This window comes from Aliiroseovarius subalbicans (genome assembly GCF_022678625.1).
GTDB classification, from domain to species: Bacteria; Pseudomonadota; Alphaproteobacteria; order Rhodobacterales; family Rhodobacteraceae; genus Aliiroseovarius_A; species Aliiroseovarius_A subalbicans.
This window is the reverse complement of the sequence record NZ_JALBYQ010000003.1, coordinates 26,054-48,114: the sequence shown is the minus strand read 5'-3', so window position 1 is coordinate 48,114 and position 22,061 is coordinate 26,054. Positions and strand designations below refer to the sequence as shown.

Genomic DNA, 22,061 nt, shown 5'->3' with positions numbered 1-22,061 from the left:
AAGGCAAAGGGACAGCACATGGTGTCGGACGCGGCAAAGCCCCGCAAGGTGGTGGTAGACCTGTTGGGGGATGTGATCGAGCATGGGCGGCTGTTGTCCGAAGTGCTGCCGAAACGGGTCGAAAGCCTGCCGCCCGAGGATCGTGCGCGGGTGCAACGGCTGGTTCTTTCCACCTTGCGTGGCATGGACCGGGCCGACCGCCTGTTGGGTCCGCATTTGAAGAAGCGCCCGCCGCTTCGCGTGCTGAACATCCTGCGCCTGGGCGTGGTCGAACTGTGCGCCGGCGGGGCATCGCACGGTGTGGTGAATTCCTGCGTCGAGATTGCCAAGGCCAACGGCGCCACCCAGCGCATGTCCGGGCTGGTCAACGCGGTTCTGCGCAAGGTCGACGTGGCCAAATGGGACACGCTTCCTGTGCCGCGCCTGCCGAAATGGCTGCGCAAGCCGCTGATCGACGACTATGGCAAGGCCAGTGTCGAGGCGATGGAGGTCGCGCACTTTGCCGGTGCTCCGTTGGACCTGACACCTAAGGGGGGTTTGGATTTCGGCGAGGCTTTGCCGACCGGATCTGTGCGCGTGCGCGATGTCGGTATGGTCACCGCGCTGCCCGGCTATGACGCGGGCGCCTGGTGGGTGCAGGACGTGGCCGCGGCGCTGCCCGCGAAGGTGTTGAACGCCACCACGGGGGAACGCGTGCTGGACCTGTGCGCCGCCCCCGGCGGCAAGACGATGCAGCTGGCTGCCACGGGCGCCGACGTGGTTGCGGTGGACATCTCGGAGACGCGCATGGCGCGGGTGGGCGAGAACCTGGCACGCTGCGGGTTGAGCGCCGAGCTGGTCGTGTCAGACGCGCTGGAATACGAAGGCGGGCCATTCGATGCCGTGCTGCTGGATGCGCCTTGCACCGCAACGGGCACGATCCGGCGCCACCCGGACCTGCCCTATGCCAAGGACGGCAGCGACTTTCCGGGCCTGTTCGAATTGCAGGAATACCTGATCGATCGCGCGCTGGGGTTGCTCAAACCGGGGGGGCGGCTGGTGTTCTGCACCTGTAGCCTTCTGATTGATGAAGGCGAGGAGCAGGTGCGCGACGCTTTAGGCCGCCATCCGGGGCTGACGCTGGAGCTGGACGCGCTGGCGATCCCCGGCGTCGATCCGGCCTGGATCGGCGATGAAGGTCTGCGCACGCGGCCTGATTTCTGGGCCGACAAGGGCGGCATGGACGGGTTCTTCATCACTGCAATGCGCAAACCGGCCTGAACGGGCATGACAGCGCGGGGCATCCCGCGTATGATCGGCGCCAACAACAGCCGCAAATGGCAAAGGCGAGGCGCGCAGTGTCGCATAAACAAGACAAGCTTTCCCGACGTCGGGTGCGTTGGGCGAATCGGTGGCATGCCCGCCGGGCCGCGCGTGCGCGCCCCGCAACCGGGTTCGTCAGCCAGCCCGAACCGCGCACCATCGGGTCGTTCGCCCGGGGCAAGCAACTCGTGTCGGGCAACTTCCTGTTCGCCGGGCACCATGTGACGGATGAGGCGGCGTCGATCTGGCAGATTACCCCTCCGTCACCCAGCTTCGCCGAAGAGGTTCAAGGTTTTACCTGGCTGGACGATCTGGCCTCGCTTGGCGATCTTGAAGCGCGCCGGCGGGCGCAGGCTTGGCTGGCGGAATGGATCGCGCTTTATGGCGGGGGCAAGGGGCCGGGTTGGACGCCGGACCTGACGGGGCGGCGGCTGATCCGCTGGATCAATCACGCGCTGTTTTTGATGAGCGGGCAGGAGGGCGACGAAAGTTTTGATTTCTTTCGCTCGCTGGGCCAGCAGACGATTTTCCTATCGAAGCGCTGGCAGGCCGCATCGCCGGGCCTTCCCCGATTCGAGGCGCTGACCGGGCTGATCTATGCCGGGCTGTCCCTGACCGGGATGGAGGCGCATGTCGACCCTGCCATGCAGGCCCTGGCGCGCGAATGTGCCGACCAGATTGATGCCGAGGGTGGCATTCCCACCCGCAACCCTGAAGAGTTGCTAGAGGTCTTCACCTTGCTGAACTGGGCCGCTTCGGCCCTGTCCGAGGCCGGGCGCATGGCGGCGGGCGAGCATTTGGCCGCGATTGAACGCATCGCCCCCACCCTGCGCGCGTTGCGCCATTCGGATGGCGGCTTGGCGCGGTTTCACGGTGGTGGGCGCGGGCTTGAAGGCCGTTTGGATCATGCGCTGGCCACCTCGGGCGTGCGTGCCAGTGTGAATGTTGGCTTGTCGATGGGCTACGCAAGGCTGTCGGCCGGTCGCAGTTCAATCATCATGGATGCTGCGGCGCCACCGCCTGGGGCAGCTTCCGTCAACGCCCATGCCTCTACTCTGGCGATCGAGGTGACCTCCGGGCGGCGTCCCTTGATCGTGAACTGCGGTTCCGGCGCGCATTTCGGCGAGGCATGGCGCAGGGCGGGTCGTGCGACCCCATCGCATTCGACACTGGGAATTGAGGGGTTGAGCACAGCTCGTCTGGGTCCGCCGGAAACGGTGGACGGGGTGGCGCGTTCGCTGATTGTCGAAGCGCCGCGCGACGTGCGCATTCAGCACATCGCCGAAGACGGGCTTTCGGGCTTTGTCGCCGGGCATGACGGCTATCTGCTCAGCCACGGCTTGACCCACATCCGGCGCATTGAGTTGAGCGTGGATGGACGCGACATCCGTGGCGAAGATACGCTGGCCGCGATCGGCGAGGCGGATCAGCAGCTGTTCAGCCAGGCGTTGGACCGGGTCGCGCTGCAAGGCATCGCTTACAGCATCCGGTTTCACCTGCACCCGGACGTCGACGCCGAGCTGGACCTGGGCGGCACCGCCGTGTCGATGGCGCTGAAAAGCGGAGAAATCTGGGTGCTGCGCTTTGACGGGGTGGGCGAATTGACGCTCGAAAGCAGCGTTTACCTGGAAAAAAACCGTTTGAAGCCCCGTGCGACCAAACAAGTGGTTCTATCTGGCGTCGCAATGGATTATGCGACGCGCATCCGCTGGTCTCTGGCCAAGGCGCAGGACACACCGTCCGCGATACGCGATCTTGAGCGGGAGGACCCGGCGGGGCTGCCATAGCAAGACCCAAGGGGACCCACATGACCGACCTGACACCCGTGCGCCGCGCGCTGATTTCCGTATCCGACAAGACCGGGCTGATCGAGCTTGGACAGGCATTGGAAACGCGGGGCGTTGAAATCCTGTCCACTGGCGGCTCGGCGAAGGCGCTGCGCGATGCGGGCGTGAAGGTGCTGGACGTGGCCGACGTGACGGGGTTCCCGGAGATGATGGACGGTCGGGTCAAGACGCTGCACCCGATGGTGCACGGCGGGTTGCTGGCCTTGCGCGACAACGCCGAACACGTGGCGGCGATGGAGGAGCACGGGATCGGTGGCATCGACCTGTTGGTCGTGAACCTTTACCCGTTCGAGGCCACGGTGGCCGCAGGCGCCGATTATGACACCTGCATCGAAAACATCGACATCGGCGGCCCTGCGATGATCCGCGCTGCTGCCAAGAACGCGGCTTACGTCAACGTGATCGTGGACGTGGAAGATTACGACAAGTTGCTGGGCGACATGGAGCAGCATGGTGGCGCGACCTGCCCGAAGTTCCGCAAGAAGTTGTCGCAGAAGGCCTATGCCCGCACAGCCGCCTATGACGCGGCGGTCAGCACCTGGATGGCCGAACAGCTGGAGCTGGAAGCCCCCAAGCGCCGCGCCTTTGCTGGTGAGCTGGTGCAGACGCTGCGGTACGGCGAAAACAGCCACCAGAAAGCCGCGTTCTATACCGATGGCTCGGGCCGCGCGGGCGTGGCCAGTGCGCGCCAATTGCAGGGCAAAGAACTGTCCTACAACAACATCAACGACACCGACGCGGCGTTTGAACTGGTGGCGGAGTTCGCCCCCGCCGATGGCCCCGCCGTGGCGATTATCAAACACGCCAACCCCTGTGGCGTGGCCGTGGGCGCGACCCTGGTTGAGGCATATCAGAAGGCGTTCGACTGTGACCGCACCTCGGCCTTCGGCGGCATCGTTGCGCTGAACCAGCCGCTGGACGCGGACACCGCCACCAAGATCACCGAGATCTTCACTGAGGTGGTGATTGCGCCGGGCGCATCCGACGCGGCGATTGAGATTTTCGCTGCCAAGAAGAACTTGCGCCTTTTGCTGACCGATGGCCTGCCTGACCCACGCGCGGCGATGAAGACCTATAAGCAGGTGGCCGGTGGCATGCTGGTGCAGGACAAGGACGTGGGCCATGTGCCCGCCGCCGATCTAAAGGTCGTAACGAAGAAGGCGCCGACTGACGACCAGATGGCCGACCTGCAGTTTGCCTGGAAGGTTGCCAAACACGTGAAGTCGAACGCCATCGTCTATGTGAAAAACGGCGCCACCGTGGGCGTCGGCGCGGGTCAGATGAGCCGCCTGGACAGCGCCAACGTGGCCGCGGCAAAAGCCGCACGCATGGCCGCGGAACTGGGCCTGGACGAAAGTCTGGCCAAGGGCAGCGCGGTGGCTTCGGACGCGTTCTTCCCCTTCCCGGACGGGTTGCTGGAAGCGGCCGCTGCGGGCGGCACCTGCGTGATCCAGCCCGGCGGCTCGATGCGCGACAAGGAAGTGATCGAAGCAGCGGATGCGGCAGGGCTGGCGATGGTCTTCACCGGCATGCGCCATTTCCGGCACTGAACCGATGGCTTGGATGACCCGCATAGCCCTGTTGATCCTGGTCCTGGACCAGACCAGCAAATATGCGGTCGTCCAGCTTTTGAACTTGAAAGAGCTGGGCACGCTTCAGGTCCTGCCGCCCTACCTCAATTTCCACATGGCGTGGAACCGGGGGGTGAATTTCGGCCTGTTCAGTGGTGACAGTGACGCAACTCGCTGGATCCTGATCGCCATTGCGCTGGCGATCTCGGCCTGGGTCGTCAGCTGGGTCCTGCGCGACGGGCTGGGTCGGCTGGGGCAGATCAGTGCTGGACTTTTGGTCGGCGGGGCGCTGGGCAATGTGCTGGACCGTCTGGTCTATGGTGCCGTGGCCGACTTTCTGAACATGTCATGCTGTGGATTTGAGAACCCGTTTGCCTTCAATGTCGCCGATATCGCGATCTTCGCAGGTGCCTTTGGGCTGATCCTGTTCACAGGTGGCAAAAAGGCCCCGTGACGCGCCTTTCCTGATGCGCTAAGAAACGGGGGAAGTGGTGAAGGAGGTTCCATGCGGACCGGTCTTGGAAAGTTGGCTGTGGTGGGTCTTGCGCTGATCGCGCTTGTCGCGTGTAGCGACAAGGAGCCCAAGCTTTTGAACATCAAGGCGTCGACTTCGGGGCCAGATGAGTTTCAGATCCTTCCCACAAAACCGCTAGAAGCCCCCGAAAGCTTCAGCGAATTGCCGACACCCACACCGGGCGGTGCGAATCGCACCGATCCGACGCCGCGCGCTGACGCGATTGCCGCGCTGGGCGGGGACGCTGCGAAGGCCAATGCGCTGCGCGCTGGCGAAGGCGCGCTGGTAACCCACGCGACACGGTTCGGCGTTTCTCAGGGTATCCGCGACGTGCTGGCCGCCGAAGACTTGGAATGGCGCAGGGATAACAATGGCCGCCTGCTGGAGCGCCTGTTCAACGTGAACGTCTATTTCCGCGCCTATCGCGTGATGGAGCTGGACCAGTATCGAGAGCTGGAGCGGCTGCGGCGCACCGGGGCCTGGACCCCGGCCGTCCCCCCGGACGGCGCACAGACGCAATAAGCAGCGCACGCCGGGTTAACCCCGATCACATCCCCGTTGGGAAGGCTTGAAGCCTGCGCAACACGGCGTAGGTTGTTCGGACATTCCGGGAGAATTCCATGACGCGATTTCTGAGTTTGTTGCTGCCGCTTCTAACGTTTCTTTCCAGCCCGGCCCGGGCGGGCGAGGTCACCGACTTCGTGTTGGACAATGGTCTGCAGGTCGTGGTGATCGAAGACCACCGCGCGCCGGTCGTTGTGCACATGGTCTGGTATCGCGTCGGTGCGGCGGATGAACCTGCGGGCAAATCCGGCATAGCGCATTTCTTCGAGCACTTGATGTTCAAGGCGACGGACGACTTGGAAAGCGGTGAATTCAGCCGGGTGGTCGAGGCCAACGGCGGATCTGATAATGCCTTTACCTCGCAGGATTATACCGCCTATTTCCAGCGGGTTGCAGCGGACCGTTTGGGTCTGATGATGCAGATGGAAGCCGACCGGATGCGCGATCTGATCGTGTCGGAAGATCAGGTCATCACTGAGCGCAACGTGATTCTGGAAGAACGCGCAACGCGCACGGATAGCGAACCGGGGGCCCTGTTTCGTGAGCAATTCAACGCCGCCGCGCATCTGAATCACCCATACGGCATTCCCGTCATCGGCTGGCGACACGAGATCGAGGCGCTGAACCAGGTGGACGCGCAGGCGTTCTATGAAACCTTTTACGCGCCCAACAACGCGATCTTGATCGTCGCGGGGGATGTTGACCCGGACGAGGTACAGGCGCTGGCGACCACGCATTATGGACCGCTGCAACCCACCCCGGATTTGCCGGTGCGGGCGCGGCCCTCTGAGCCGCCGCAGTTGGCAGAACGCCGGTTGGTTTTTAAGGATGCCCGCGTGGGGCAACCTTACGTGATGCGCCGATATCAGGCGCCCGAACGTGACAGTGGCGATCAGGCCGAGGCCGCTGCGCTGGTCTATTTGGCCGATCTTCTGGGTGGGGCGGGGGCGACCTCGGTGCTGGGCCGGGCGCTGCAATTCGACACGACCACCGCGGTCTATACCGGTGCCAGCTATGGCGCGACGTCGCTGGACGACACAGGGTTTACCCTTGTCGTGGTGCCCGCGCAGGGGGTCAGCCTGGAGGCGGCAGAAACGGAAATGGACCGGGTCCTGTCCGAATTCATGGAACAAGGTGTGGATGCAGCGCAATTCGCCCGGCTGAAAATGCAGATCCGAGCCAGCGAGATTTACGCACTGGATGACGTCGGCGCGCTGGCCGATCGCTATGGCCGCGCACTGACCACGGGCCTGACGCTGGAGGATGTGGCCGCCTGGCCCGACATCCTGCAAGCTGTCACTGCCGAGGATGTGATGGCCGCCGCTGCCCGCCTGTTCGACCGCCGTCGCGCGGTCACCGGCTGGGTGAGTGCTGGAACCGAGGAGGCCGCGCAATGAAACGTCTTCTGATCCTGGTCGTTGCCTTGTTCTGGACCCTGCCCGCGCGGGCCGAGATCGCCATTCAGGAGGTCACTTCGCCCGGCGGGATCACCGCCTGGCTGGTTGAGGAACACGCGCTGCCCTTCATGGCACTGGAAATTCGATTTCGCGGAGGCGCGTCGCTGGATGCGCCGGGCAAACGCGGGGCGACGGTGTTGATGTCGGGGTTGATCGAGGAAGGCGCGGGCGACATGGATGCACGCGGTTTCGCCGAGGCGCGAGAGGCGCTGGCGGCAAGCTTTCGCTTCGATGCCCATGACGATGCGTTCACGATTTCCGCGCAGTTCCTGACCGAAAACCGGGACGCCGCCGTGGCGCTTCTGCGCACGGCTTTGACCCAACCGCGATTCGATACGGATGCGATCGAGCGGGTGCGCGGGCAAGTTCTGTCGCACCTGACGTCGCGGGAAACGGACCCAATGGCGATGGTGAGCGACAGGTTCAGCCGGTTGGCCTTTGGTGAGCATCCCTATGGCTCGTATTCCTCGGGCACGCCGGACAGCGTCAGCGCCCTGACGCGCAACGATATTGTGGCGGCCTTCAACGGCGCGATAGCGCGCGACCGGATTTATGTCGGCGCGGTGGGGGACATCTCGGCCGAGGCGCTGGGCACATTGCTGGATGATCTATTCGGCGATCTGCCCGAAACCGGCGCGGCGATCCCGGATCGGGTGGAGTTCAGTCTTGGCGACGGGGTGACTGTGGTCGATTTCGACACGCCACAATCGGTGGCGCGCTTTGGCCATGTCGGCATCACGCGCGACGATCCCGATTTTTTCGCCGCCTATGTGGTGAACGAGATTCTAGGCGGAAGCGGGTTCAATTCGCGCCTGATGGACGAAGTGCGGGAAAAACGCGGCCTGACCTATGGCATCGGTACTTATCTGATTCCGATGGACCTGAGCGAATACATGATCGGGCAGGTCTCCAGCCAGAACGACACGATGGCCGAGGTCGTCGAGGTCGTGCGCGCCGAATGGGCGCGGATGGCGCAAACCGGCGTGAGCGCCGAGGAGCTGGCCTCCGCGCAGACCTATCTGACCGGGGCCTATCCGTTGCGCTTCGATGGCAACGGGCCGATTGCGAACATCATGGTGGGTATGCAGATGCAGGGCCTGCCGCTGGATTACATCGCCACGCGCAACGACCAGATCATGGCGGTGACATTGGATGAGGCGAACCGGGTGGCCGCGCGGATCTATGATCCCGAGGCGCTGCATTTCGTGATCGTGGGCCGGCCCGAGGGCGTTTCGAGCACCGAATAGGCGCCCAGGCAGGCCAGCCGCCCGCCCGCCCACCCCGTCTGTTCTGCCTGGGCTTTTGCCCATCATTTCCGTTGGTCGAATCGGCGCAGGGCGTGCTAGGTTTAGTGCCATGCCTGAGCCTAAACCCCATATAGACCCGTTTCGGGACCAATCCCGCCCGGTCATCCGGCAATTGGATGACGCTGCGATCAATCGGATCGCGGCGGGTGAGGTTGTGGAACGCCCTGCCTCGGCGGTGAAGGAGCTGGTCGAGAACGCGCTGGACGCGGGCGCGGGCCGGGTTGAGGTCTCTTATGCCGATGGCGGCAAGACGCTGATCCGGGTGACGGATGATGGTTGTGGCATCGCGGCTGGGGATTTGCCGCTGGCCCTGTCGCGGCACGCTACGTCGAAGATCGACGGCACCGACCTTCTGGACATTCACACCTTCGGATTTCGCGGCGAGGCGTTGCCGTCGTTGGGGGCCGTGGGGCGTCTGACCATCACCAGCCGCGCCGAGGGGGATGCGGCGATGATCCGCGTCAGTGGCGGCGTGATGGACCCGGTGAAGCCCGCCGCGCTGTCGGGTGGCACAGTTGTCGAGCTGCGCGATCTGTTCCACGCCACCCCTGCGCGTCTGAAGTTCATGCGCACGGACCGGGCCGAGGCGCAGGCGATCAGCGATGTGGTGAAGCGGCTTGCGATGGCTGAACCGCATGTGGGGTTTACCCTGCGCGACGTGTCCGGTGGCGGCGAGGGGCGCGTGACCTTTCGCGCCGACCCAGAAAGCGGCGATATGTTCGACGCGCTGCACGGACGGCTGGCGTCGATCCTGGGGCGGGAGTTTTCCGAAAACGCGCTTCGGATTGATGCCGAGCGGGACGGGTTGCGGTTGACGGGATACGCCGCGCTTCCGACCTATTCGCGCGGCGCGGCGGTGGCGCAGTTCCTGTTCGTAAACGGGCGTCCGGTGAAAGACAAGCTTTTGACCGGCGCGCTGCGGGCGGCCTATTTCGATTTCCTCAGCCGCGACCGGCACCCGGCGGCGGCGCTGTTTGTGTCCTGTGATCCGCATCTGGTCGACGTGAACGTGCACCCGGCGAAATCCGAGGTGCGCTTTCGTGACCCCGGCGTGGCACGCGGGCTGATCGTTTCGGGCCTGCGTCATGCGCTGGCAAATGCCGGGCACCGGGCCTCGACCACCGTGGCCGGGGCGACGCTGGGCGCGATGCAACCGGAACAGACCGGCCCCGCGCGGGTCTATCAGATGGATCGCCCATCGCCCGGTGCGATCCACGCCGGATACCAGGCGCAGACACCGGGCTTTGCCGAAATGGGCACCCCGTCGGCCCGGTTCGACCCCGTAGAGGCGGGGCGCGACGAGACTTCGGCGACCGATTTGCCCCTAGGGGCTGCGCGGGCGCAGGTGCATGAGAATTACATCATCGCGCAGACCGAAAACGGCATCGTCATCGTTGACCAGCACGCGGCGCATGAACGCCTGGTCTATGAAAAGCTGAAGCACCAGATGGCGGAAAGCGGCGTCGCCAGTCAGGCGCTTCTGATCCCCGAAATTGTTGAACTTTCGGCGGGTGATACCGCGCGCCTGATGGAGTTTGCTGAGGATCTGGCGCTGCTGGGGCTGGTCATCGAACCTTTTGGCGGCAGCGCCATCGCGGTGCGCGAAACCCCGGCCATTCTGGGCGAAGTGAACGCGGCGGCGATGATTGGCGACATCCTGGACGAACTGGCTGATCTGGGCGACAGCCAGACCGTTCAGGCGCGGATCGAGGCGGTTCTGAGCCGGGTCGCTTGTCACGGATCGATCCGGTCCGGGCGCTGGATGCGGGCCGAGGAAATGAACGCGCTGCTGCGCGAGATGGAGGCGACGCCGCATTCCGGTCAGTGCAACCACGGGCGGCCGACCTATGTTGAATTGAAGCTTGCCGATATCGAAAGGCTGTTTGGGCGCACATGATCCAGATTGGCGAACAAAGCTATGCGTGGAATGACCCGGTGATGCTGGCGGCGCTGGCCGGGATTTCGGTGCTGCTGTTGTTTATCGTGCTTTTGATCCTGTCGGTGCGCCGCACCGGGCAATCGGCGCGGATGGCGCAAGGGCTGGCGCGTCAGTTGGACGGGTTGGGCCAGGCAGTGCAGGTTCTGGGCGCAGGGCAGGACCAATTGACCGGCGGATTACGCAGCGTCTCTGACGCGCAGGCGAACGCGCAAACCCAGACGATCCAGACGATGGAGGCGCGTCTGACCGCCGTGCAGCACCAGATGAACGATCGGTTGCATGACAACGCGATGAAATCGGCGCGGGCGCTGGCGGAAATGCAGGGGCGAATGACCGAAACGCTTCAGGGCTCGACCGTGAAAACGACGCAGAGCCTGACGCAGTTGCAGGAACGACTGGCGACAATCGACAAGGCGCAGGAAAACATCACCCGGCTGTCGGGCGATGTGCTGAGCCTTCAGGATATCTTGTCGAACAAGCAGACGCGCGGCGCGTTCGGGGAAATTCAGCTCAATGACATCGTGACCAAGGCGCTGCCTTCTGACAGCTATGCGTTTCAGCACACGCTGTCGAACGGCAAACGGGCGGATTGCCTTATTCATCTGCCGAACCCGCCGGGTCCAATTGTGATCGATTCGAAATTTCCGTTGGAGGCGTATGAGATGCTGCGCCGCGCCGAGACCCCGGCTCAGGTGACCGAAGCCGCCCGCGCCATGCGCAGCTCGGTGAAGGCGCATATCAAGGCGATCAGCGAGAAATACATTCTTGAGGGTGAAACCGCCGATGGCGCGCTGATGTTCCTGCCGTCCGAGGCGGTCTATGCCGAGCTGCACGCGAATTTCCCTGAATTGGTGCGCGACGGGTTCGAGGCGCGGGTCTGGATCGTGTCGCCCACCACCTGCATGGCCACGCTGAACACGATGCGCGCAATTCTGAAAGATGCCCGCATGCGCGAACAGGCCGGGGCGATCCGCAAGGAACTGGCGCTGCTGTATAGCGATGTCGACCGGCTGGGTACCCGGGTCGAAAACCTGGATCGTCATTTCCATCAGGCGTCCAAGGACATTTCCGAGATCAAGATCTCGGCAGAAAAGGCTGGGCGCCGGGCCAAGCGGCTGGACAATTTCGACTTTGAGGAACTGGCGCCGGACGATGTCGGGGCCGAGGTCGTGCCATTGACCACGCCGAAGAGTGAATAGCTCTTCCCCTTGGCGCATCGGTTTGGCAAGATGAACCTGCCCATACCGGACAAAAAGGACCGCCATATGCTGGACATCAGCCCCCGCAAAGTCGCCCGCGTCATCCTGCGCGCGCGTGAGCTTGGCTCAAAAGTGGCGCGGTGGGACACGCCCAGCGACGTGGCCGATGCGGATTCGATCCTGGAAAGCCGGTCGTCGGACGGAACCGAGGGCGAGCTGCGCTCGTACATCGCCGACATGAACCGTGACGAACAGGCCAGTTTGGTGGCGATCGCCTGGATCGGGCGCGACACATTCGACGCCGCCGAGCTGGAAGAGGCGATTGCAACAGCCAAGTCCGAACGCTCCTCTCCGACCGAGGATTACCTGTTGGGCATGCCGCTTTTGTCCGACTATCTGGAATCCGGTCTGGAAGCGCTGGGCATCTCGGTTGAAGAAGCGGGCGATGGTATCCTCTGATCGATCCACGCCGCACTGAGGTCCAGAAGAACTGAGCACGGCGCGGTGTTGTCAGGCGCGGTGGTCGACTACCTGGAGGTGCTGTGCCAGCCGGTCGATCTCACCCATCCAGCGCGCGACCAGTTTGGGGTCTGACGGCGCGGGGCTGACGCCCGGCGCAATTTCACGGTTCAGAACGCTTTCGACCGCGAGCGATACCGGAACGGACACCAGCCGCGCCATCGCCGTGCCACGCTCGTCGCCCCAGGCATCCATCACATAGGTTTTGTGATAGGCTGGAACGCCGTCCTTCTCAGCCAGCAGGGCCACGCACATCACCACGCGGTCGGGCTCGCCATCCTCATAGGCGTTTTCGGCCCAGAACTGGTCGGACATCTCTTTCAGCCGTGCATCGCCCGCGGGGCCGGACAGGGTTTCAATCTCGGTGAAAACGTCTGCCCAAGCGTCTTTCCAGCCATTCAGGCGCAGCGTGCCACGCACGAATTCGCGCACTTTCCAGGTCGGATCGAAGGCATAGTCCTCCATGAAAGGAATCGAATCGCGGTTCGGATAGACCTCGAAGGTTTCCGGTGTGGACAGTGGGGCGCTGTAGCTGCTGATCGCATCCCAGGGCCGCGCGACGTCCAGTTCCACGTATTCGCGGATGGATTTCGACGGGCTGCGCAGGGCTTTCAACACACCCAACGGTGACCAGCTGAACTTGTAGCGGAACGCGTTGGTGTGTTTCGGGATGCCACCACAATAGCTTTTGAAGCTCAGCGCGTTGTCGGCGTCATAGGTCTTGGAGGCGCGGTAATCGGCGATCAGCCAATGCGCCATCAAATGGTCGATGCCGGGGTCCAGACCGACCTCGTTCACGCAGGCGATGCCCGCATCCTTGGCGGCCTGGTCCAGCGCCTTCATCTCCGGGGCGATATAGGAGGACGAGACGAAGTTCGCGCCCTTCGAAATGCAAAGTTCGGCCAGCGGCACGTGCCAGTCCCCGGGCAGCATCGACACGACCACGTCGCCGGCCGAGAGCGCCGCACCCAGCGCGTCGATGTCGAAGGCGCGGATATCGGTGGCGATGTCGCCCACCGCGTCCTGCGCCTTGTCGATTGTGCGGTTCCAGACGGTGACATTATGGCCGTTCTCGATCAGGCGACGCAGGCCGGGAATGGCGGACAACCCGGTGCCGCACCAGTGGATCGTGGTCATGTCAGATATCCTTCATATGAGTGTTGAACGTGGCCTCGGCCCGGCCCCAGACGCCCGATTTCAGGTCGGTCAGGGTGGCCAGCGAGGGCAGAAGTTGGCCCGCATAGTCGATTGAGCTTTCAACCGGCAGCATCGACGGCAGGTTGTCGATCGCCATCACGTCCAGCACCGGGTTGGTCGCGACGCGCAGGGCGGGCGCCTCCCAGCTGGTCGCACGGTCGTAGACCGGGATTGGGTTGTAGTCGCTGTCGGGGTCGCAGGCGACGTCGCCGATGGCGGTCAGCTTGCGCGGTATGTCCAGCGCGGTTTTCGGCACGAAGACGGGCGTGCCAGGGCGCGCGAAGATGCAGTTGATGAACAGGTCATGGTTCAGGATTTCGGGGAACGGGCCGCCGTGGGCGGTCTCCTCCATGTCCCATTTGGTTACGGGGATGCCCATTTCGGTCAGAAGATCCGAGGCCCCGGTGCCAACGCGGCCCAGCGCACCGATGACGATGGCCGTGGGCGTGTCGAACCCTGCGACGTCCTGTTTCAGCTCGGCAATCAGCGCGTCCTTGCCGGGGTAGGCCCCGACGGGCGGGCAGATGGCATTGTGCTGCTGTGCGGCCCAGGTTTTCAGGGTCACAGCGGCCCCCGCGAAACCGGCCCAGTACCCGAAGGCGGCGACCCGGCGCCCATCCGGGTCGACCAGGTATTCCAGATCATAGAGCATGCCGCCCCCGGCCTTGAAGCGTTCAAGCAGCGCGCGCCCCGAATGCTGCCCCTTAAAGGCATGGCCAAACATGATGTGTTTGTGCGGCAGCGGTGTGCCGTCCTCGGGCAATTCCTTCAGCCCGAAGATGATCGCGTCGGCGGGCGCGGTTGGCCAGCTGTTTTCCTTCGCAATCTCGCACCCCGCGTCGATATAACCTTGCAGCGGAATGGCGCGGACTTTGCTTTCCTCGACCGTGACGCGCAGCCCTGCGTCGATCAGCGCGCGTGCTCCGTCCGGTGTCAGCCCCACGCGGTCTTCGTTCAGGCGCTGTTCGGCGCGAACCCACAGATGTGTCATGGCGTGCCTCTTAGATATAGGTCTGCGCGTGATGGCGATCACGGGCTTCAAGATGAGGGATGGCGTTGAATTGGGTCAGCGTCAAGCCCGCCCCGACCGGATGAATGCGATGCACGGACGAGTTCAGGATCGACAGCATCAGCCGGGTGAAGGTCCCGGTGTCCAACCCCATCGTCACCCGCACCGCCATGCCGATGATCCCGCCCGAAGTGAACACGGCGGCACGACCGTCGCCCGCGGCAATGTCGTGCAACGCGTCGTCAACACGGGACTGAAAGCTGTGAAAGCTTTCGAAATCTCCCACCAGATGGCCATCTTGCCAGGCCGAGAAAACCAGTGGCATGTGGGCGATAAATTCTTCACGCGTGGTCGGACGAGGCAGGTCGAAGGCCGCGTGCATCGCGTTCGAGATCTCATAAAAGGAGAATTCGTTCAGCCGCTCATCGGTGATGATTTCGGCTGCGCCCCATTCCTGAGCCGATTGTTGTTGGCGGTTCAGAGACCCGGCATAAACGCGGTCGAACTCTTCCCCATGCGCGCGCATGTATTCGCCCAGCCAACGCGTCTGCTGCCTACCCAGGTCGGACAGGTTGTCATAGCTTTGCTCATCCGTGGCAGTTGTGTTGGCCTGACCGTGGCGGATCAGGGTGATCTGGGACATGCGCGGGTTCCTTATGCTGGGTGTATTGGTAGGCGAGCGCTGGGTGGGGGGAAAGGGCGGGATGCCTCCGGCGGGGATATTTTTGGCAAGAAAAAGGGTGGGGCCGGTGTGCTGGCGCAAACGAGGCGTGTGTTGTCGGGATTGAAGGACTGACCCGGTGGGCGGCGTGGTGTATATTGGTCGGATAGCGCGGAGGCTTTCATGGCGGACAAGATCACATTCACCCTGGACGGGTCCGAGGTTCTGGCTGAGGTTGGCGAAACCATCTGGGAAGTCGCCAAGCGCGAAGGCACGACCATTCCGCATCTGTGCCACAAGGATCAGGTCGGATATCGATCCGACGGAAACTGCCGCGCCTGTATGGTCGAAATTGAGGGCGAGCGCACGCTGGCCGCATCCTGTGTTCGTGCGCCGTCCGAGGGCATGGTCGTCGCGTCGGACAATGCCCGCGCCAAGACCGCGCGCAAGATGGTGATGGAGCTTTTGGTCGCCGACCAGCCGCCGCAAGACGCGGCGCATGATGCGTCGAGCCATTTCTGGGACATGGCCGCTGTACAGGGGGTTGAGCAAAGCCGCTTTCCGAAGCTGGAAGACGGTCGCATTCCGCTGCTCGATGACAGCCACGTCGCGATGCGCGTGAACCTGGATGCCTGCATTCAATGCAACCTGTGCGTCCGCGCCTGCCGCGAAGTTCAGGTCAATGACGTGATCGGCATGGCCGGGCGCGGTCACGACGCGTTTCCGGTGTTCGACCAGGGCGACGACATGGGGGCCTCGACCTGCGTGGCTTGCGGCGAATGCGTTCAGGCCTGCCCGACCGGGGCGCTTCTGCCCGCCACAGTTGTCAACGACAGCGCGGATTATGACCGCGACGTCGAAAGCGTCTGCCCGTTCTGCGGCGTGGGTTGCCAGGTCAGCCTGAAGGTCAAGGGTGACAAGGTGGTGCAGGTCGACGGTATCAACGGCCCGGCGAACGAAGGCCGCTTGTGCGTGAAGGGGCGGTTCGGGTTTGACTATATCAACCACGGTCACCGCCTGACCAAACCGCTGATCCGGCGCGAGGGCGCGCCCAAGGGGCTGAACGTTGATCCGGCGAACCCGCTGACCCATTTCCGCGAAGCGTCGTGGGACGAGGCGCTGGACGTGGCCGCAAACGGGCTGGCCGCGCTGCGCGATGCCCATGGGGGCGAAGCCGTGGCCGGTTTCGGATCCGCCAAATGCACCAACGAAGAGGCCTACCTGTTTCAGAAGCTGATCCGCACGGGGTTCGGCCACAACAACGTGGATCACTGCACCCGGCTGTGCCATGCCTCATCGGTGTCAGCGCTGCTTGAGAACGTAGGCTCCGGCGCCGTGACGGCGACGTTCAACCAGATCGAAAATGCCGACGTGGCGATCGTGATCGGGTCGAACCCGATCGAAAACCACCCGGTTGCGGCCACCTATTTCAAGCAGTTCACCAAGCGCGGTGGCAAGCTGATCGTGATGGACCCGCGCGGCGTGGGCATGGGACGTTTCGCGACGCACCGGCTGCAATTCCGCCCCGGCGCGGATGTGTCGATGCTGAACGCGATCATGCATGTGATTGCCGAAGAAGGTTTGCAGGACGACGCCTATATCGCCGCGCATACCGAGAATTGGGACGCGATGCGCGACCACCTCAAGGCGTTCAGCCCCGAGGAGATGGCGCCGATCTGCGGCGTGGATGCCGAGACCCTGCGTGCCGTGGCGCGCGACTTTGCCACCGCCAAGGCCGGCATGATTTTCTGGGGCATGGGGGTCAGCCAGCACACCCACGGCACCGACAATTCGCGCTGTCTGATCTCGCTGGCCCTGATGACTGGCAACGTGGGCCGACCGGGCACCGGGCTGCACCCGCTGCGGGGACAGAACAACGTGCAGGGCGCCTCGGATGCCGGGCTGATCCCGATGTTTCTGCCAGACTACAAGTCGGTGAAGGACCCTGAGGTTCTGGCCCGGTTCGGCACGGTCTGGGGGGCGGACAATCTGAACGCCAATCCCGGCCTGACAGTGGTCGAGATCATGGATGCGGTGCATGATCGTCGCATCAAGGGCATGTATATCCTGGGCGAAAACCCGGCCATGTCCGACCCGGACGTGACCCATGTGCGCGAGGCGCTGGAGCGGATGGAATTCCTGGTCAGCCAGGACATCTTCCTGACCGAAACCGCAAGCTATGCCGACGTGGTCCTACCCGCGGCCGCCTTCGCGGAGAAGACCGGGACGGTGTCGAACACCAACCGCCAGGTCCAGATGGGCCGCCCCGCCGTGCCACCGCCGGGCGAGGCGCGCGAAGATTGGTGGATCACCATCGAGCTGGCCAAGCGACTGGGGCTGGACTGGGGGGAAACACACCCCAGCCAGGTGTTTGCGGAGATGGAGCAGCTCATGCCGTCGCTGAACAACATCACCTGGGATCGGTTGGAGGCGCAGAACGCCGTGACCTATCCGTCGCTGTCGCCCGAAGACCCGGGCCAGGCGGTCGTGTTCGGCGACGGGTTCCCGCGCGAAGGCGGGCGGGCGCGATTCACCCCGGCCTCGATCCTGCCGCCGGCCGAGGAACCGGATGCGGACTATCCGATGGTTCTGACCACCGGTCGGCAGTTGGAACACTGGCACACCGGGTCGATGACCCGCCGCGCCACGGTCCTGGATGCGATTGAGCCCGAGGCGAATTGTTCGATCAACCCGAAGACCCTGCGCGCGATGGGGGTAGAGCCTGGCGGCGATGTGCGCCTGACCACTCGGCGCGGCACGATCACGGTGATGGCCCGCGCGGATTCAGCGATTGCCGAGGACATGGTGTTCCTGCCCTTCGCCTATGTCGAGGCCGCCGCCAACATCCTGACCAACCCAGCGCTGGACCCCTATGGCAAGATCGCCGAGATGAAGTTTGCCGCCGTGCGGGTCGAGAAGGTGGAAGAGGTGGCGGCGGAGTAGACGATGCCTCCCCTAATCGGACAGGCAGATCTTGTTACCGTCGAGGTCGCGCAGATAGGCCGAGAACATGGGCCCACGCTGGCCCGGTTCGCCCTCGGACGTGCCGCCCAGCTCCAGCGCCTTCGCGTGAAGGCGGGTGACCTCGTCCGCCGACCCGAAACTGAACCCGACCATCGTGCCGTTTCCGATCGTGGCGGGGGCTTCGTCGAAGGGGATCGCGACGGCGAAGGCGAAGTCGTCGCCCATCCAATAGGTCATGCGCTCGGAGGCGGGGATCTGAGTAAGCCCCTGTCCCTCGAACAGTGCATCATAGAACTTGGTGGCGGCGGTCATGTCGTTGGTGCCGACGACGAAATAATTCATTCTCATGGGGATCCCTCGTGTGTTTGTGCTGCGGTTTGCATAGAGCCCGCAACGCCCTGCCGCCAGACCACCCGGCGCGACTGGTGACAGGATGTGTCAGGAGGGTTCCCGCACGGTCATCCGAGGCTGCGGGAAACTGGCCGTTTGACCTGCATCATGGCCCCTTACGAAAGGGGTGAATACCGTGGGGCAATGGTGCTGAAACAGGTCATACGTCTGGGCGTTCTGCTGCTGTGTGGCGGGGCGTTCGCTGACGGCGCCACGATATCGGTCGAAAGGGACGTTTCATTCGGCCTGCTGCCAAGGCATGTGTTGGACATCTACTCCCCCGCAGTCACGCAGCCGGACACGCCCGTTTTCGTGCTCTTTCATGGCGGAGGGTTTTCGCATGGTGACAAATCGGATCTCCGCCGGGCCGCGAAATCGCTAGCCGGGGATGGCATGATCGTCGTTGCGCCGAACTATCGGTTGTATCCGAACACCGCCTTTCCGGGCTTCGTCCAGGACGCGGCCTTGGCCGTTTCCCATGCCTGGCGAAATCTGCGCACTGCAGAAGGGCGGTCGCGCCCTGTCGTCCTGGGAGGGTGGTCCGCCGGCGCCTATATCGCCGCGCTCGTGGCCTATGACAGGCGGTATCTTGAGGCCGTGAGCACGCCGCCAGGCGCAATCAGGGGCTTCGTCGGCCTGGCGGGCCCCTATCATGGTGGCCTGTGTGCAGGGGAAACCTGCCCCGAGGTTTTTCCGGACGGGACCAAGCCCGCCTGGCCCGTTGCCGATTTCGTCGATGCCGCTGATCCCCCGATGCTCTTGATCCGGGGGACGCACGACCTTTTCGTCGACAAAAGCAACCTTGAAGCGGTGGCGGCATCGGCAGTTGCGGCAGGGATAGCCGTGGACATTCTTGTCGTCGAGGATGCCTATCACGAGGATCTGTTGTCCGACCTGGAACGGCCCGAATCCCCGCTGCGCACCGCAGTCGACACATTCCTGTCGAACGCGCACGACAAGACCCGCTAGAAGGCGGGCCGGCGGGCCGGACACAGCGACCCACTCACCCCCAACGCACATCCCCGAGGAAGATATACCCAGCGCCATAGATCGTCTTTATCAGGCGGGGGTTTTTGGGGTCTTCGCGCAGTTTGGTGCGCAGGCGTGAGATGCGGACGTCCATGGCGCGGTCGAAGCTTTCGCCAGCGACGCCGCCAAGGGTTTCCTGCATTTGAGCCCTTGATATCAGGCGCTTGGGGGCGTCGAGGAACAGGCGCAGTACCTCGCCCTCGGCGTGGGAGAACGCGGTTTCTGCGCCGGTGTCATCCTCCAACACATAGCGGTCGAAATGGGCGATCCAGCCCGCGAAATGCGCGGTGTTGGAGGCGGGGCCACCCGGTTTGGCCTGTCGCAGGCGGGCGCGGACGCGGGCGACGACCTCGGCGGGTTCGAACGGTTTGATGATGTAATCGTCAGCCCCCAGTTCCAGCCCCGTTACCCGGTCCTGCACCTGCGCGCGGCCCGAGATGATGATGATCGAGGCGCCGCTTTCCAGCGCCAGCCGGTGCACCAGCGTCAGCCCGTCGCGATCCGGCAGGCCCAGGTCGACAAGGCAGACATCGGGCGCGGTTCTCTTCAGTGCGGCCTCAAATTCCGTGGCACGTGAAAAGGTGGCGGTGCGAAACCCGGCCTCCTCCAGAGCGTGGGACAGCATCCGGCGGATTTCGGGCTCGTCGTCCAGAATGGCAACCATCGGTTGGGTCATGCAAGCACCTCTTTCGACAGGAAGGCGGATAGTTCGGCCTGGGTGAAGGGTTTGCTCAGGACCGGAAAACTCGCGGTGTTGCGGCGCGGATCGGTCGAGGGCAGGGATGTCATCAGGAATGCAGGTACGCTCAGGTCGCGCGCATGGCGGGCCAGGAATTCCGGCCCGGTCTCACTGCCTTCCAGCACGATGTCGGACAGGACCATACCAAGACCGTCCAGCCCGATCAGCCCCTCGGCCTCTTCGGCGCTGGCGGCTTCAATGACCTGGTGGCCCATATCGGTCAGCATTTCGCGCACGGACATGCGGATGTCCGGGTTGTCCTCGATCAACAGCACAAGGCGCGGCGCGGCGGGTGCGCTGGCGATGCGCAGGGGCAGGCGGATCGACACGACCGCGCCACCGCAGTCGCCGTTGAACAGTTTGACCTGCCCGCCCGCCAGCGTGGTCTGGTCATAGACCATCGCCAGCCCCAGGCCCGAGCCTTCGCCGCCTTTGGTGGTGAAGAACGGGTCCATCGCATGTTCCAGCGCCTGGGGGTCGAAGCCGGGACCGGTGTCCGTCACGCGCAGCTCAAGCCAGGTTTCGCGGATGGCCCGCGCGGTCAGAAAGATCGTGCCCGGCCCCGCGCCGATCGCGTGGGTGGCGTTCAGGATCAGGTTCAAAAGCGCGTCCTGCACCGATCCGGGGTCGATCAGCACCGGGTCGGGCAGGCCGGTGATACGAATGTCCAGCGCGACGTCATCGGGCAAGGTCGGCGTGGCCAGCGTTTCAAGCGTTCGGAGCAGCGTCCCGACATCGGTCGCCTCAAGCCGCATGTCGCGGTGGCCCGAGATCGAGGCAAGCCGGTCCAGCAGCGTGCCACCCCTGCGCGCGGCGCCAGTTGTGGCGGTGACAAGCTCCTGCGCGTCAGGCGGCAGGTCCATTCCGGCCAGGCGGCTTTGCAACCCCATGATGATGGTCAGCAGGTTGGAGAAATCATGCGCCATGCCGCTGGTCATCTGTGCGGCCAGTTCACGTTTGCGGGTCTGGTTCAGGGCGGCGCGGGCCTGGGTTTCCTCGGTCACATCCATCGACAGGATATAAACGCCGGTGATGTCACCCCCGTCGACATCCGGGGTCAGAGCCACGCGCATGCGCCGTCCCGTCCCTTCGTGGGTGAATTCAAACACAGACGCGTCGCCTTGAAAGGCTTTCTCAAAATAGGGATGGATGCGGTCATAGGCCTCCTCCCCCAGCGCCTCGGCGGCATGCAGGCCGACAATGTCAGCGGGGCGGTCGGGCAGGATCGTGCTCAGCCGTCTGTTCGAGAAGGTGTAGTAGAGCTCCCGGTCAATCCGTGCGATATGGGCCGGCATCATTTCGGCGGTCAGGCGGGTGCGGCTTTCCATCTCAGTAAGTTGACGCTTGGCCTCTTCCAGCTGTGCGTTGGCGGCACCCAAAGCGCGGTTGGTCTGGGTCAGTTCTTCGGTATGGGTCAGAACCTGATCCGACAATTCCTCGGACCGGGCGCGCAAGAGCGCTTCTTGCCGCTTGATCGGCGTGATGTCGGTATAGACCGTGACCCAGCCGCCCTGTGGCAGCGGACTTCCTTCGATCGAGATGACACGGCCATTGGCACGAGTGCGTTCCAGATAATGCGGCTCAAACGCCTGCGCCTGTTCCACGCGCGATTGCACGAAGCCTTCGGTGTCCAGAACGTCACCGTATTCGCCTCGGTCCACCAACGCGCGAATCGTATCGCCAAAATCAGCTCCGGCGCGACACAGCTGATCGGGCAGGTCGAACATTTCCTGGAACTGCCGGTTGCCGACAACCAGTTTCAGGTCGCTGTCATAGATCGACAGGGCCTGCCCAATCAGGTTCAGGCCAGCCTGTGTCAGGGCTGCAGTATCCGTTGTTTTGCGGGCCAAGGC

General features: G+C 63.8%; 18 protein-coding genes. 12 read left to right on the top strand and 6 right to left on the bottom strand.

Annotation, left to right across the window (positions count from 1 at the left end):
* Nucleotides 1-18 precede the first annotated feature (18 nt).
* The 10 genes from MN188_RS10630 to MN188_RS10585 all read left to right on the top strand — a co-directional run bounded on the left by MN188_RS10630 (nt 19) and on the right by MN188_RS10585 (nt 12,159).
* Nucleotides 19-1,260: an RsmB/NOP family class I SAM-dependent RNA methyltransferase gene (locus MN188_RS10630; RefSeq protein ID WP_242109009.1), complete on the top strand. Its 1,242-nt coding sequence runs from the start codon at nt 19-21 to the stop codon at nt 1,258-1,260.
* A 56-nt stretch (nt 1,261-1,316) separates the two neighbouring features.
* Nucleotides 1,317-3,089: a heparinase II/III family protein gene (locus MN188_RS10625; protein ID WP_242109007.1), complete on the top strand. Its 1,773-nt coding sequence runs from the start codon at nt 1,317-1,319 to the stop codon at nt 3,087-3,089.
* Nucleotides 3,090-3,109: 20 nt separating this feature from the next.
* Nucleotides 3,110-4,699: a bifunctional phosphoribosylaminoimidazolecarboxamide formyltransferase/IMP cyclohydrolase gene (gene purH / locus MN188_RS10620; RefSeq protein WP_242109005.1), complete on the top strand. Its 1,590-nt coding sequence runs from the start codon at nt 3,110-3,112 to the stop codon at nt 4,697-4,699.
* Nucleotides 4,700-4,703: 4 nt separating this feature from the next.
* The gene (gene lspA / locus MN188_RS10615) at nt 4,704-5,174 is read left to right on the top strand and encodes a signal peptidase II (RefSeq protein ID WP_242109003.1); all 471 of its coding nucleotides are present in this window, start codon (nt 4,704-4,706) and stop codon (nt 5,172-5,174) included.
* Nucleotides 5,175-5,225: 51 nt separating this feature from the next.
* Entirely contained in the window at nt 5,226-5,756 is a 531-nt protein-coding gene (locus MN188_RS10610; RefSeq protein WP_242109002.1) for a DUF3035 domain-containing protein, read from the top strand.
* Nucleotides 5,757-5,854: 98 nt separating this feature from the next.
* The gene (locus tag MN188_RS10605) at nt 5,855-7,195 is read left to right on the top strand and encodes a M16 family metallopeptidase (protein WP_242109001.1); all 1,341 of its coding nucleotides are present in this window, start codon (nt 5,855-5,857) and stop codon (nt 7,193-7,195) included.
* Complete coding sequence (locus tag MN188_RS10600; RefSeq protein ID WP_242109000.1) at nt 7,192-8,502, top strand: M16 family metallopeptidase; 1,311 nt, start codon at nt 7,192-7,194, stop codon at nt 8,500-8,502. The genes MN188_RS10605 and MN188_RS10600 overlap by 4 nt, the downstream gene beginning before the upstream one ends.
* 109 nt (nt 8,503-8,611) lie before the next feature.
* Nucleotides 8,612-10,459 carry a DNA mismatch repair endonuclease MutL gene (gene mutL, locus MN188_RS10595; RefSeq protein WP_242108999.1) on the top strand — a complete coding sequence of 616 codons (1,848 nt, stop codon included), beginning with the start codon at nt 8,612-8,614 and terminating at the stop codon, nt 10,457-10,459.
* The gene (locus tag MN188_RS10590) at nt 10,456-11,700 is read left to right on the top strand and encodes a DNA recombination protein RmuC (RefSeq protein ID WP_242108998.1); all 1,245 of its coding nucleotides are present in this window, start codon (nt 10,456-10,458) and stop codon (nt 11,698-11,700) included. Before mutL ends, MN188_RS10590 begins: the two co-directional genes overlap by 4 nt.
* A gap of 66 nt (nt 11,701-11,766) precedes the next feature.
* Nucleotides 11,767-12,159 carry a DUF3775 domain-containing protein gene (locus tag MN188_RS10585; RefSeq protein ID WP_242108997.1) on the top strand — a complete coding sequence of 131 codons (393 nt, stop codon included), beginning with the start codon at nt 11,767-11,769 and terminating at the stop codon, nt 12,157-12,159.
* A 51-nt stretch (nt 12,160-12,210) separates the two neighbouring features.
* Here the strand turns inward: MN188_RS10585 and MN188_RS10580 are convergent, their stop codons facing one another.
* The 3 genes from MN188_RS10580 to MN188_RS10570 are packed head-to-tail and all read right to left on the bottom strand — an operon-like array spanning nt 12,211 to nt 15,068.
* On the bottom strand, nt 12,211-13,356 hold the full coding sequence (locus MN188_RS10580; RefSeq protein WP_242108995.1) for a saccharopine dehydrogenase family protein: 1,146 nt from the start codon (nt 13,354-13,356) through the stop codon (nt 12,211-12,213).
* Nucleotide 13,357: 1 nt separating this feature from the next.
* Complete coding sequence (locus MN188_RS10575; RefSeq protein ID WP_242108994.1) at nt 13,358-14,407, bottom strand: saccharopine dehydrogenase; 1,050 nt, start codon at nt 14,405-14,407, stop codon at nt 13,358-13,360.
* A gap of 10 nt (nt 14,408-14,417) precedes the next feature.
* On the bottom strand, nt 14,418-15,068 hold the full coding sequence (locus MN188_RS10570) for a histidine phosphatase family protein (RefSeq protein ID WP_242108993.1): 651 nt from the start codon (nt 15,066-15,068) through the stop codon (nt 14,418-14,420).
* 201 nt (nt 15,069-15,269) lie between these two features.
* Between MN188_RS10570 and fdhF the strand changes: the two genes are divergently transcribed.
* On the top strand, nt 15,270-18,029 hold the full coding sequence (fdhF, locus tag MN188_RS10565; RefSeq protein ID WP_242108992.1) for a formate dehydrogenase subunit alpha: 2,760 nt from the start codon (nt 15,270-15,272) through the stop codon (nt 18,027-18,029).
* A 12-nt stretch (nt 18,030-18,041) separates the two neighbouring features.
* Here the strand turns inward: fdhF and MN188_RS10560 are convergent, their stop codons facing one another.
* Nucleotides 18,042-18,398, bottom strand: a complete 357-nt coding sequence (locus MN188_RS10560) for a VOC family protein (RefSeq protein ID WP_242108991.1) — start codon at nt 18,396-18,398, stop codon at nt 18,042-18,044.
* A 186-nt stretch (nt 18,399-18,584) separates the two neighbouring features.
* Here MN188_RS10560 and MN188_RS10555 point away from each other — a divergent pair, with 186 nt between their 5' ends.
* On the top strand, nt 18,585-19,409 hold the full coding sequence (locus MN188_RS10555; RefSeq protein ID WP_242108990.1) for an alpha/beta hydrolase: 825 nt from the start codon (nt 18,585-18,587) through the stop codon (nt 19,407-19,409).
* A 34-nt stretch (nt 19,410-19,443) separates the two neighbouring features.
* On the opposite strand, the gene MN188_RS10550 is transcribed toward MN188_RS10555, so the two are convergent.
* Both MN188_RS10550 and MN188_RS10545 read right to left on the bottom strand, forming a co-directional pair.
* Nucleotides 19,444-20,145: a response regulator transcription factor gene (locus MN188_RS10550; protein WP_242108989.1), complete on the bottom strand. Its 702-nt coding sequence runs from the start codon at nt 20,143-20,145 to the stop codon at nt 19,444-19,446.
* On the bottom strand, nt 20,142-22,058 hold the full coding sequence (locus MN188_RS10545; protein WP_242108987.1) for a PAS-domain containing protein: 1,917 nt from the start codon (nt 22,056-22,058) through the stop codon (nt 20,142-20,144). Before MN188_RS10545 ends, MN188_RS10550 begins: the two co-directional genes overlap by 4 nt.
* Nucleotides 22,059-22,061 lie beyond the last annotated feature (3 nt).